General features: G+C 61.3%; 13 protein-coding genes and 1 riboswitch. Of the genes, 6 read left to right on the top strand and 7 right to left on the bottom strand.

All coding sequences use genetic code 11. The features are described 5' to 3' along the window. The 5 genes from thiS to ACJ8HT_RS23525 form a co-directional block, all read right to left on the bottom strand. Positions 1 to 201: a sulfur carrier protein ThiS gene (gene thiS, locus ACJ8HT_RS23545; protein WP_123893153.1), complete on the bottom strand. Its 201-nt coding sequence runs from the start codon at positions 199 to 201 to the stop codon at positions 1 to 3. Further along, positions 198 to 947: a HesA/MoeB/ThiF family protein gene (locus ACJ8HT_RS23540; RefSeq protein WP_197653589.1), complete on the bottom strand. Its 750-nt coding sequence runs from the start codon at positions 945 to 947 to the stop codon at positions 198 to 200. The genes thiS and ACJ8HT_RS23540 overlap by 4 nt, the downstream gene beginning before the upstream one ends. Then, positions 940 to 1,590, bottom strand: coding sequence for a thiamine phosphate synthase (gene thiE, locus ACJ8HT_RS23535; protein ID WP_049273209.1), 651 nt, complete (start codon positions 1,588 to 1,590; stop codon positions 940 to 942). The genes ACJ8HT_RS23540 and thiE overlap by 8 nt, the downstream gene beginning before the upstream one ends. After that, the gene (gene thiC, locus ACJ8HT_RS23530) at positions 1,583 to 3,526 is read right to left on the bottom strand and encodes a phosphomethylpyrimidine synthase ThiC (RefSeq protein WP_019456432.1); all 1,944 of its coding nucleotides are present in this window, start codon (positions 3,524 to 3,526) and stop codon (positions 1,583 to 1,585) included. The genes thiE and thiC overlap by 8 nt, the downstream gene beginning before the upstream one ends. A 114-nt stretch (positions 3,527 to 3,640) precedes the next feature. Then, a riboswitch (TPP riboswitch) is annotated at positions 3,641 to 3,765 on the bottom strand. Positions 3,766 to 3,804: 39 nt separating this feature from the next. Next, entirely contained in the window at positions 3,805 to 4,308 is a 504-nt protein-coding gene (locus ACJ8HT_RS23525) for an Rsd/AlgQ family anti-sigma factor (RefSeq protein ID WP_019456431.1), read from the bottom strand. A 101-nt stretch (positions 4,309 to 4,409) separates the two neighbouring features. Here ACJ8HT_RS23525 and nudC point away from each other — a divergent pair, with 101 nt between their 5' ends. From nudC to ACJ8HT_RS23495, 6 genes are all read left to right on the top strand, one after another. Continuing rightward, on the top strand, positions 4,410 to 5,177 hold the full coding sequence (gene nudC, locus ACJ8HT_RS23520) for an NAD(+) diphosphatase (RefSeq protein ID WP_048233728.1): 768 nt from the start codon (positions 4,410 to 4,412) through the stop codon (positions 5,175 to 5,177). Positions 5,178 to 5,215: 38 nt separating this feature from the next. After that, entirely contained in the window at positions 5,216 to 6,280 is a 1,065-nt protein-coding gene (gene hemE, locus ACJ8HT_RS23515) for a uroporphyrinogen decarboxylase (RefSeq protein WP_033636735.1), read from the top strand. 9 nt (positions 6,281 to 6,289) lie between these two features. Then, positions 6,290 to 6,976, top strand: a complete 687-nt coding sequence (nfi, locus tag ACJ8HT_RS23510; RefSeq protein ID WP_038872943.1) for a deoxyribonuclease V — start codon at positions 6,290 to 6,292, stop codon at positions 6,974 to 6,976. Positions 6,977 to 7,024: 48 nt separating this feature from the next. Further along, positions 7,025 to 7,615, top strand: coding sequence for a YjaG family protein (locus ACJ8HT_RS23505; RefSeq protein WP_025160203.1), 591 nt, complete (start codon positions 7,025 to 7,027; stop codon positions 7,613 to 7,615). A gap of 189 nt (positions 7,616 to 7,804) precedes the next feature. Next, the gene (gene hupA, locus ACJ8HT_RS23500; protein WP_004929874.1) at positions 7,805 to 8,077 is read left to right on the top strand and encodes a nucleoid-associated protein HU-alpha; all 273 of its coding nucleotides are present in this window, start codon (positions 7,805 to 7,807) and stop codon (positions 8,075 to 8,077) included. A gap of 36 nt (positions 8,078 to 8,113) precedes the next feature. Then, positions 8,114 to 8,785 (top strand): DUF1481 domain-containing protein, encoded by a 672-nt coding sequence (locus tag ACJ8HT_RS23495; protein ID WP_084826978.1) that lies wholly within the window; start codon positions 8,114 to 8,116, stop codon positions 8,783 to 8,785. Between the two features lie 49 nt (positions 8,786 to 8,834). Here the strand turns inward: ACJ8HT_RS23495 and purD are convergent, their stop codons facing one another. Together purD and purH are read right to left on the bottom strand one after the other, a co-directional pair. Next, positions 8,835 to 10,118 carry a phosphoribosylamine--glycine ligase gene (purD, locus tag ACJ8HT_RS23490; RefSeq protein WP_060425337.1) on the bottom strand — a complete coding sequence of 428 codons (1,284 nt, stop codon included), beginning with the start codon at positions 10,116 to 10,118 and terminating at the stop codon, positions 8,835 to 8,837. A 48-nt stretch (positions 10,119 to 10,166) separates the two neighbouring features. After that, the gene (gene purH / locus ACJ8HT_RS23485; RefSeq protein ID WP_197653588.1) at positions 10,167 to 11,756 is read right to left on the bottom strand and encodes a bifunctional phosphoribosylaminoimidazolecarboxamide formyltransferase/IMP cyclohydrolase; all 1,590 of its coding nucleotides are present in this window, start codon (positions 11,754 to 11,756) and stop codon (positions 10,167 to 10,169) included. Between the last annotated feature and the right edge of the window lie 431 nt (positions 11,757 to 12,187).

The raw sequence follows: 12,187 nt of genomic DNA, 5'->3' as shown, positions 1-12,187 counted from the left end.
TCAGCCTCCGGCGATCGCTTGAAACAGCAAAATGTCGTCACCGTCCTGCACCTGATGGTCGGCCCAGTCGGCGCGCGGGATGATGGTTTGATTGATCGCCAGCGCGGTGCCCGGCTGGTGGCGTTCCAACTGGATCAGCAGGGCGGCGACGCTGAGCGGCTGCGCCAGCTCCAGCGGTTGGTCGTTCAGACGGATCTTCATGCCGCGCCTCCGCATACCGGGCAGGCGCGGGCCTGGCTCAGTTGCAGCGTGCTCCAGCTCTGCTGCTTACCGTCGAACAGCCGCAGTTTACCGCTGAGGGAGGAAGGCATGCCGGCCAACATTTTGATGGCCTCCAGCGCTTGCAGAGTGCCGATCACGCCCACCACCGGGCCGAGCACCCCGGCGGTGCGGCAGTTGCGCTGCGGCTCTTCCTGATCCGGGTACAGGCAGGCGTAGCAGCCGTGCGCATAGGGCGGCTCGAGCACCAGCAGCTGGCCGCTGAAACCGACCGCGCTGCCGCTGATCAGCGGTTTGGCGGCGGCGATGCAGGCGGCATTGACCTCATGACGGGTCGCCATATTGTCGCAGCAGTCCAGCACCAGATCGGCGCGGGCGACCGCGTCGCGCAGCGCTTGCCCCTCCAGCCGTTGCGCCAGCGGGATGGATTCCACCAACGGGTTCAGCGCCTGCAGATGGCGTTGCGCCAGCGCCGCCTTGCCGGTGGCGGTATCGGCGCTGCGGTAGAGGATCTGCCGCTGCAGGTTGGTGATGTGCAGCTGGTCGTCGTCGGCCAACAGCAGCGTGCCGACGCCGGCGGCGGCCAGATACAACGAAGCCGGGGAACCGAGCCCGCCCAAACCGACGATCAGCACCGTGGCGCGCTTGAGCCTCTCCTGGCCTTCCGGGCCGACGTCCTCCAGCAGCAGCTGGCGGCTGTAGCGCAGGAACTCCTGATCGTTAAGCATCGTTCGGATCCTCGCCTTCGATCAGCCGCAGCAGCTCGGCCGTTGCCGCGCGCCAGTCCGGTGCCTGGGTGATGGCGCTGACCACCGCCACGCTGCCGACGCCGCACGCCAGCACCGCCGGTACGCGATCGATGCTGATCCCGCCGATCGCCACCGTCGGGTAATCCGCCAGGCCGGCGATGTGGCGTTTCAACTCCGTCAGCCCCTGCGGCGCCGAAGGCATGTCTTTGGTTTGGGTGGGGAAGATGTGTCCCAGCGCGATGTAGGACGGTTTCACCGCCAGCGCGCGCGCCAGCTCCGCGTCGTCATGGGTGGACACGCCCAGCCGCAGCCCGGCGCGGTGAATGGCCGCCAGGTCGGTGGTATCGAGATCTTCCTGGCCCAGATGCACGCCGTAGGCGCCGTGCTTGATCGCCAGCCGCCAGTAGTCGTTGATGAACAGCCGCGCCTGATAACGCTGGCCCAGCGCGATGGCGGCGGCGATGTCCTCTTCGACCTGCTCGTCAGGCAGATCCTTGATGCGCAGTTGGATTGTGGTGACGCCGGCCTCCAGCAGGCGAGCGATCCACTCTACGCTGTCGACCACCGGGTAGAGCCCCAGTTTGTGAGGCGTTGCCGGGAAGGGGGTAGTGATATCAGTCATTGCTGGTCTCCTCTTGCAGCGAGGTGGCGCTGTGATACAGGTCGCTGCCGCGGGCGCGGAACTCGGCGGACATTTTTTCCATGCCGGTCAGCTGCACTTCGATCGGCTTGGCGGCCTCCTGGGCAGCGGCGTAGTCGCGCACCTCCTGCGAAATTTTCATCGAGCAGAATTTCGGCCCGCACATTGAGCAGAAGTGGGCGATCTTGCCGGACTCCTGCGGCAGGGTTTCGTCGTGATAGGCGCGCGCGGTGGCCGGATCGAGCGCCAGATTGAACTGATCTTCCCAACGGAATTCGAAGCGCGCCTTGGACATGGCGTTATCGCGGATCTGCGCGCCCGGATGGCCTTTGGCCAGATCGGCGGCGTGAGCGGCGATCTTGTAGGTGATCAGGCCCTGTTTGACGTCCTCTTTGTTCGGCAGGCCGAGGTGTTCTTTCGGCGTGACGTAACACAGCATGGCGCAGCCGAACCAGCCGATCATCGCCGCGCCGATGCCGGAGGTGAAATGGTCATAGCCCGGGGCGATGTCGGTGGTCAGCGGGCCGAGGGTGTAGAACGGCGCTTCGTGGCAGTGTTCCAGCTCTTCGGTCATGTTGCGGCGGATCATCTGCATCGGCACGTGGCCCGGGCCTTCAATCATCACCTGCACGTCGTATTCCCAGGCGATTTTGGTCAGCTCGCCCAGCGTATGCAGCTCGGCGAACTGGGCCTCGTCGTTGGCATCCTGAATCGATCCGGGGCGCAGGCCGTCGCCGAGCGACAGCGAGACATCGTAGGCGGCGCAGATCTCGCAGATTTCACGGAAGTGCTGATAGAGGAAGTTTTCCTGATGGTGCGACAGACACCATTTGGCCATGATCGAGCCGCCGCGTGACACGATGCCGGTCAGGCGTTTGGCGGTCATCGGCACGTAGCGCAGCAGCACGCCGGCGTGGATGGTGAAGTAGTCGACCCCTTGTTCAGCCTGTTCCAGCAGCGTATCGCGGAACATCTCCCAGGTGAGATTCTCCGCCACGCCGTTGACCTTCTCCAGCGCTTGATAAATAGGCACCGTACCGATGGGCACCGGGCTGTTGCGCAGGATCCATTCGCGGGTTTCGTGAATATAGCGGCCGGTGGAGAGATCCATCACGGTGTCTGCGCCCCAGCGGGTGGACCATACCAGTTTCTCTACTTCTTCTTCTATCGACGACGTGACCGCCGAGTTACCGATATTGGCGTTCACCTTCACCAGGAAATTGCGGCCGATGATCATCGGCTCCGCCTCCGGGTGGTTGATATTGGCGGGAATGATGGCGCGGCCGGCGGCCACTTCCTGACGCACGAACTCCGGCGTGATGTTGTCCGGCAGGTTGGCGCCCCAGCTCTGGCCCGGATGCTGGTGGCGCAGCACCTCGCCGCGAATGCGCTCGCGCCCCATGTTTTCGCGGATGGCGATGAATTCCATCTCCGGGGTGACGATGCCGGCACGGGCGTAGTGCAATTGGGTGACGCACTTGCCCGGCAACGCTTTGCGCGGCAGCGGCAGGTGTTCGAAACGCAGGTGATCGAGGCCTTCGTCCGCCAGCCGCTGTTGGGTGAAGCCGGAGCTGGCGCCGCTCAGGGTGGCGGTATCGCCGCGCGCGTCGATCCAGCCGGCGCGCAGCTTGGCCAGGCCGGCGTGCACGTCGAGCTCGGCTTGCGGATCGCCGTACGGGCCGGCGGTGTCATACACCGGGATCGCCTCGTTCTGTTCATACTGCGGATTATCTTTGCTGCCGCCGACCAGGGTCGGGCTGAGCTGAATTTCACGCATCGGCACCTGGATATCGCTGCGCGAGCCCTGCAGGTAGATGCGGCGTGAGTTAGGGAAAGCCATGCCTTGCAGCGTGTCGATAAACTGCTGGGCGGCTTCGCGTTGCGCTTTGCGGGCGCGCGGTGGATTAACGTTAGACATAGCAAGTTCCTACCAGTGTGTTGGGTTGGGAAAGTTGCTTGTCTGGAGTTCGGAGGGAGTAATGATGGTGGCCGATAAGGCAGGGCGCCCGCAAAAAGAGGGCCGTGCCTGTGGCGATAGATTACTCTTGTTCCCTTCGCGGGTATTAACCCGATCAGGTTCCGCGGATCCCGAATTAACGGTCTCAGCCTGGCTGATTCGATGAACAAATCAGGCGCTAGGCACTCCGACAAGATGCCCCCCAGTATAGGAGGGATAAGAAAAAAAACTATAAAATTTTAACGCGCCGGATCCAGCGCCTGGTCCGGCAGCGGTTGCTGCGCGGCTTCCGCCTCCAGCAGGATCAGCTTATCTTCCAGCGCAAAGCGCGCCGCCAGCGTTTCGCCGATATCCGACAGGGCCTGATGGAACTCCAGACAAACCTCCTGATCGATATCCACTTCGGTATAGCGATCGTGGAACGCCATGATCTGTTCGGTATTGGCCCACAGCTTGGGATAGATGTTCACCGCCAGCGACATTTTCGGACTGGCTGCGCCTTCCACTTGTTTGATAATTCTGTCATAGATATGAAAATGCCCTGCGGAGAGGTAATCCACCAGGTTGTGGCAAAAGTTCTCCAGCGCTTTTTCATTCAGCGGCGTATGCTTTTCTTTATTCGGTTTGAGGCCTACCAGCGTGCAGTAGGCGACCAGCAACTGTTTGCGGGCCTGAAGCCATTGATCAACTAATTCATTACTACCGCCAACGCGCTGAGTCAGCCTTTCCAAACGGTTGAGCATGTTTGACTCCGTGTAAGTAATAAAAGTAACCGGTAAGTTATTAAAATGTAACAAAGCCGATTTGTAGAGTGCCAGTGAAGCTGAGGTTGTGCAACAACGATATGGAACTTGCATTAACGGGCAATGAAAACGGCTGGTGGATCGTCAGCCATGAAAGCAAACTTTGGTTACCGAACGGTGAATTGCCGTCGGGGACGGCCGCCGCCCTCGGGCTGCAGGGCCACATGGCGCGCACCATCGGTGAATGGGAGGGCGCGCCGGTTTGGCTGGTGCGCCAGGCGATGCCGCGGGAGATGGGGTCGGTGCGTCAGCTGTTGGATCAGGATCGCGGTCTGTTCCAGCTTGCCGGGCGCGGCGTGCAGCTGGCGGATTTCTACCGCTCTCATCGCTACTGCGGCTATTGCGGCCATGAAATGCACCTCAGCCGCACCGAAAGCGCCTGTCTGTGCGGCCACTGCAAAGAGCGGTACTACCCGCAGATTGCACCCTGCGTGATCGTCGCCATTCGGCGCGACGATCAGATCCTGCTGGCGCAACACGTGCGCCATCGCGGCGGTATCCACACGGTGCTGGCCGGCTTCGTCGAAGTGGGCGAAACTCTGGAGCAGGCGGTGGCGCGCGAAGTGATGGAAGAGAGCAATATTGAAATCAAGAACCTGCGCTACGTCACTTCACAACCCTGGCCGTTCCCGCACTCGCTGATGATGGCCTTTATGGCCGATTACCATCAGGGTGACATTCGCCACGATCCCAAGGAGCTGCTCAACGCTGGCTGGTATCGCTACGATCAGCTGCCGCTGTTGCCGCCGCCCGGTACCGTGGCGCGCCGGTTGATTGAGGACACCGTGGCGCTGTGCCGGGCAGAATAATGTACAATGGCCGGCAGATTATTAAGGGAGCCCCATAAATGACTGAGTTGAAGAACGATCGCTACCTGCGCGCGCTGTTGCGCCAGCCGGTGGATGTGACCCCCGTATGGATGATGCGCCAGGCCGGTCGTTATTTACCGGAGTACAAGGCGACCCGCGCCCAGGCCGGTGATTTCATGTCGCTGTGCAAGAACGCGGAGCTGGCCTGCGAGGTCACGCTGCAGCCGCTGCGCCGCTATGCGCTGGACGCCGCCATCCTGTTCTCCGACATTCTCACCATTCCCGACGCCATGGGGCTCGGCCTGTACTTTGAAGCCGGCGAAGGTCCGCGTTTCAGCTCACCCGTCACCTGTCGTGCCGACGTCGACAAGCTGCCGGTGTTCGATCCGGAAGTGGAGTTGGGCTATGTGATGAACGCGGTGCGCACCATTCGCCGCGAGTTGAAGGGCGAAGTGCCGCTGATCGGCTTCTCCGGCAGCCCGTGGACGCTGGCGACTTATATGGTCGAAGGCGGCAGCAGCAAAGCCTTCACCAAGCTGAAGAAGATGATGTATGCCGAACCGGCTACGCTGCACCTGTTGCTGGACAAGCTGGCGGACAGCGTGATCCTGTACCTCAATGCCCAGATTAAAGCCGGCGCGCAGTCGGTGATGGTGTTCGACACCTGGGGCGGCGTACTGACCGGGCGCGATTATCGCGAGTTCTCTTTGCACTATATGCACAAGATCGTCGACGGGTTGCTGCGTGAAAACGACGGTCGCCGCGTGCCGGTGACGCTGTTCACCAAAGGCGGCGGGCAGTGGCTGGAGGCGATGGCCGCCACCGGCTGCGATGCGCTGGGGCTGGATTGGACCACCGACATCGCCGACGCGCGTCGGCGCGTGGGCGACAAAGTGGCGCTGCAGGGCAATATGGATCCGTCGATGCTGTATGCCTCCCCGGCGCGCATCGCGGAAGAAGTGGAGACCATTCTGGCCGGTTTCGGCCACGGCAACGGCCATGTGTTCAACCTGGGCCACGGCATCCATCAGGATGTGCCGCCGGAGCACGCCGGCGCCTTCGTCGAGGCGGTACACGCGCACTCGGCGAAATACCACCGTTAAGGATCCGATGTGACCGATATGGCGGCCCTGCGCGCCGAACAGCTGCGGCGCGCGGCTGAAGTCATTCGCTACGACGATCTGCCGGCCGAACCGCCAGCCTTCATCGCCGGCGCCGATGTGGGCTTCGAACAAGAAGGGGCGGTGACGCGCGCCGCCATCGCCATCCTGCGCTATCCGTCGCTGGAGCTGGTGGAGTATCAGGTGGCGCGTATCGCCACCGTCATGCCCTACATCCCGGGCTTCCTGTCGTTTCGCGAATATCCGGCGCTGTTGGCCGCCTGGGGGCAGCTGCAGCAGAAACCGGGGCTGATCTTCGTCGATGGGCATGGCATTTCGCATCCGCGGCGTCTCGGCGTCGCCAGCCATTTCGGCCTGCTGGTCGATGTGCCGACCATCGGCGTGGCCAAGAAGCGCCTGTGCGGCAAATTTGCGCCGCTGGACGCCGCCGTCGGCGCGCTGGCGCCGTTGGAAGATAAGGGTGAACAGCTGGGCTGGGTGTGGCGCAGTAAGGCGCGTTGCAACCCGCTGTTCATCTCTACCGGGCATCGCGTGGGCGCCGACAGCGCGCTGGCGTGGGTGCAACGCTGTATGGCGGGCTACCGTTTACCGGAGCCGACCCGCTGGGCCGACGCCATCGCATCGCGTCGTCCGGCGTTTCAGCGGTGGTTGCAGCAGCATCCGGAGGTGTCGCCATGAGCGATTTCGGGTACACTGCGCCGCAGATAACGCGTAAGAGAGTAAAGCATGCTACGTAACCCGATTCATTTACGCCTGGAACGGCTCGAGGCCTGGCAACATTTGACCTTTATGGCCAGTTTGTGCGAGCGTATGTACCCGAATTACCAGATGTTCTGCAAACAGACCGAGTTCGGCGATCCGGCGGTTTATCGCCGCATTCTGGATTTGGTGTGGGAAACGCTGGTAGTGAAGGATGCCAAGGTCAACTTCGACAGCCAGCTCGAGAAGTTGGAAGAGGCGATTCCGTCGGCGGAAGATTACGATCTTTACGGCGTTTACCCGGCAATTGATGCCTGTATCGCATTAGGGGAACTGATCCATTCGCGGCTCGGCGGGGAGACGCTGGAGCACGCCATCGCCATCAGCGAAACATCGATTCGCACCGTGGCGATGTTGGAAATGACCCAAGCCGGTAAGGAAATGACCGACGAAGAGTTGGAAAGTTTGCCTGCGGTAGAGGAAGAATGGGACATTCAATGGGAAATTTTCCGCCTGTTGGATGCCTGTGAAGAGCGCGATATAGACCTGATCAAGGGGCTGCGATCCGACCTGCGAGAGGCGGGTGTCAGCAACATCGGGATAAATTTAGCGCAATAAGGCAACAAAACGTGATTTAACGCCTGATTTGTCATGCCTTAAGGCTTCACATCCGCACCCTGTCTGGTCTACATTTGGGGGGCGTAAAAAAAGTGGCTATCGGTGCGTGTATGCAGGAGAGTGCTGTCAATCGGCATATCCGTCGCACTCGATGCTTTGCAAACGATAAACACACTGTAAGGATAACTTATGAACAAGACTCAACTGATTGATGTAATCGCGGACAAGGCTGACCTTTCCAAAGCACAAGCTAAACTGGCTCTGGAATCCACCCTGGCTGCTATTACTGAGTCTCTGAAAGAAGGTGATGCAGTACAATTGGTTGGCTTCGGTACTTTCAAAGTAAACCATCGTAGCGAGCGCACTGGCCGCAACCCGCAGACTGGCAAAGAAATCAAAATCGCAGCAGCCAACGTGCCTGCGTTCGTTTCTGGCAAAGCACTGAAAGACGCTGTTAAATAAGACCGCGCCTCGGTGAAAAGATTAAACAGAGGGGCGATGGCGCCCCTTTTGTTTACTCGTCGGGCGCTCATGGCCGTTGGCATCGCCGTCGGCCTGAGCGCTTGCAGTTCCCATTCCGATATTCCCAGCTTTACCGCCAGCGGCTTTGTGGCCGATCAGGGTGTGATACGCCTGTGGCGTAAAGACGATGAGCAACATCGTCCGCAGGTGTTGGTCAGTGTCTACAGCCCTTACCGCGGTCCGGGTACCATCACCACGCTATACACCTATCAGGGCGACGTGCTGCGCCAAATCAAACGTAACGACGCCGATGGCGATCGCGACTCTATTCAACTGCGCTTTGCCGACGACGGCACGGTGAGCTTTATGCAGCGCCAGCTGGCGACACGCCGCGAACCGCTGACCCGCGATGAAATCGCCCTGTACCAATATCAGGCGCGGCGGATCCTCGAAGTGAGCAATGCGCTGCGCGCCGGCAAGGTGAAATTGCTGCAGGGGCATTGGATGCAGGGCGAGGTGCAAACCTGCGACGGCCAACGCATGAAACCGGGGCTGGATGCCGCCTCCATCGTCTGGATCGAGAAGCGTGCCCGCAGCAGCAGCCGGCCGGTGAGCGTTGCCTGGCTGGAAGCGCCCGAAGGCAGCGAACTGCTGCTGGTGGCGAACGACGACTTCTGCAGCTGGGAACCGAAAGAAGACCAGCTATAAAAAAGGCCCCGCGCTGCGGAGCCTCTCGTCATGACCTTATACGGTCAAATCACTTGCCGCGCGCAATCGCGCGATAACCGATGTCTTTGCGGCAGAAGCTGCCCGGCCACTCAATGCCTTCGGCCAGCTGGTAGGCGCGTTGCTGCGCCTGCGCCACGGTGTCGCCCAGCGCGGTTACGCACAGCACGCGGCCGCCGCTGGTGACGACGTCATTGCCCTGCAGGCGTGTGCCGGCATGGAAGACCTTACCGTCGGCGCTTTCCTGCTGCGGCAATCCCTGGATAACTTCGCCGTTGCGATAGTCGCCCGGATAACCGCCGGCCGCCAGCACTACGCCGAGCGCAGGGCGTTCGTCCCAGTCGGAGCTTTTCTCGTTCAGGCGGCCTTCCGCGCCCGCCAGGCACAGTTCCACCAGATCGGAACGCAGGCGCAGCATGATGGGCTGGGTTTCGGGATCGCCAAAACGACAGTTGAACTCGATCACTTTCGGTTGGCCATCGGCGGCGATCATCAGGCCGGCGTACAGGAAGCCGACGTAGGTGTTGCCTTCCGCCGCCATGCCGCGCACCGTCGGCCAGATCACCTGGTCCATGGCGCGCCGGTGGATTTCGTCGGTCACGACCGGCGCCGGGGAGTAGGCCCCCATGCCGCCGGTGTTCGGGCCGGTATCGCCGTCGCCGACGCGTTTGTGGTCCTGGCTGGTGGCCATCGGCACCACGTTCTCGCCGTCGACCATCACGATGAAGCTGGCTTCTTCGCCGTCGAGGAACTCTTCCACCACGATGCGATGACCGGCGTCGCCGAAGGCGTTGCCGGCCAGCATGTCACGCACGGCTTCTTCCGCTTCCTGCAGCGTCATCGCGACGATCACGCCTTTACCGGCCGCCAGGCCATCGGCCTTGATGACGATCGGCGCGCCTTTGCGGCGCACATAGGCCAGTGCCGGCTCCACCTCGGTGAAGTTTTCATATTCGGCGGTCGGGATGCGGTGGCGCGCCAGGAAATCCTTGGTGAAGGCTTTGGAGCCTTCGAGCTGCGCGGCGGCCTGCGACGGGCCGAAGATTTTCAGGCCGGCGGCCTGGAAGGCGTCGACCACGCCGATCACCAGCGGCGCCTCCGGCCCGACGATGGTCAGACCGATGTCATGGCTCTGGGCGAAAGCGACCAGAGCAGGGATGTCGGTGGCGGCGATCGCCACGTTTTCCAGATTGGCTTCCAGCGCGGTGCCGGCATTGCCCGGCGCAACGTAGACTTTGTCCGCCAGCGGAGACTGGGCGGCTTTCCAGGCCAGCGCGTGTTCGCGCCCGCCGTTGCCGATAATCAAAATGTTCATCAGGGGCTCCACGAATGGCGTGCGCCGGAGCGCACGCGGCAAAAGGAATTAATGGCGGAAGTGACGCATGTCGGTAAAGATCATGGCGATGCCGTGTTCGTTGGCGGCGGCGATCACTTCGTCGTCGCGGATAGAGCCGCCCGGCTGGATCACGCAGGTAATGCCGACCGCCGCCGCGGCATCGATGCCGTCGCGGAACGGGAAGAAGGCATCGGAGGCCATGGCAGACCCTTTCACCTCCAGCCCTTCGTCGCTCGCTTTGATACCGGCGATCTTGGCGGAGTAAACGCGGCTCATCTGGCCGGCACCTATGCCGATGGTCATGTTGTCACGTGCATAAACGATGGCGTTGGATTTCACGAACTTGGCCACTTTCCAGCAGAACAGCGCGTCGCGCAGTTCCTGTTCGGTCGGCTGGCGCTCGGATACCACACGCAGATCGGCGGCGGTCACCATGCCCAGATCGCGATCCTGCACCAGCAGGCCGCCGTTGACGCGCTTGAAGTCCAGCCCCGCCACGCGTTGCTGCCACTGGCCGCAGGCCAGCACGCGCACGTTCTGCTTGGCGGCCAGCAGGGAGCGCGCTTCCTGGGTGACGTTTGGCGCGATGATCACTTCCACGAACTGGCGGCTGATGATCGCCTGCGCGGTGGCGGCATCCAGCTCGCGGTTAAAGGCGATGATGCCGCCAAAGGCGGAGGTCGGGTCGGTTTGGTAAGCGCGCTCGTAGGCGGCCAGGATGCCGTCGCCGATCGCCACGCCGCAAGGGTTGGCGTGTTTGACGATCACGCAGGCCGGCTCGGCGAACTCTTTCACGCATTCCAGCGCGGCGTCGGTATCGGCGATGTTGTTATAAGACAGCGCCTTGCCCTGCAGCTGCTCGGCGGTCGCGACGGACGCTTCCTTTACCTCTTCTTCTATATAGAAGGCGGCCTGCTGGTGGTTGTTCTCACCGTAGCGCATATCCTGCTTCTTGATGTAGTTGAGGTTCAGGGTACGCGGGAAGCGGCCGGACGGCTGTTCGGTCTCGCCGTGGTACGCCGGCACCAGCGCGCCGAAGTAGTTGGCGATCATGCTGTCGTAGGCGGCGGTGTGCTCGAAGGCCTTGATGGCGAGATCGAAGCGGGTGGCATAGCGCAGCGAGCCGTCGTTGTTGTCCATCTCGGTAATAATGGCGGCGTAGTCGCTGCTTTTCACCACGATGGCGACGTCTTTATGGTTCTTGGCGGCGGAGCGCACCATGGTCGGGCCGCCGATATCGATATTCTCGACCGCGTCTTCCAGCGAGCAATCCGGGCGCGCCACGGTTTGGGCGAACGGATACAGATTGACGACCACCATGTCGATAGGCTTGATGTCATGCTGGTTCATGACGGCGTCGTCCTGGCCGCGGCGGCCGAGGATACCGCCGTGAACTTTCGGGTGCAGGGTCTTAACTCGTCCGTCCATCATTTCCGGGAAGCCGGTGTAGTCGGATACTTCGGTAACGGGCAGACCGGCGTCTGCCAGCAGGCGGGCGGTACCGCCGGTGGAGAGCAGTTCAACGCCGCGCTGGGAAAGCGCTTCGGCGAATTCAACGATACCGGCTTTGTCAGACACGCTGAGCAGGGCCTGGCGGATTGGACGAGGTTGTTGCATGGTTTTATCCCTTGGCTTTGAGTCGCAATTAAAGAGCGTTACGTGAATGTCCACCTCGTTCTCTCTATAAGGAAGGTTTTTTGCCTTATAAAGGGAGGGTCAGGCACATATTCAGGTAACGCCCCCATAAAAAGGGGGATCGTTTCGTCGCGGGGAATTGTAGCGAAAACGTTTGCGTGGCGCTCGTAAATTTTCCGTGCAAATCGCATCTGTGGATAACACTGTGTGCAAGTGGGTATAAGGCGGGGTTTTGCTGTGGAATGCAGCGAACGATCGTTTTTGCTGAAAATACCTGTTGCGGCCTGCGAGGAACTCCCTATAATGCGCCTCCATCGACACGGAACATGTGAACAACTTCACAGAGTATCCGGGGGTCGCAGAGAAAAAATCCTGAAAATTAGGGTTGACTCTGAAAGAGGAAAGCGTAATAT

Origin of the sequence: Serratia sp. CY44782 (assembly GCF_052168715.1) — a bacterium.
GTDB lineage: Bacteria > Pseudomonadota > Gammaproteobacteria > Enterobacterales > Enterobacteriaceae > Serratia > Serratia nevei.
Note: the sequence above shows the minus strand (reverse complement) of the source record. Positions and strands in the feature narration are given on the sequence as shown.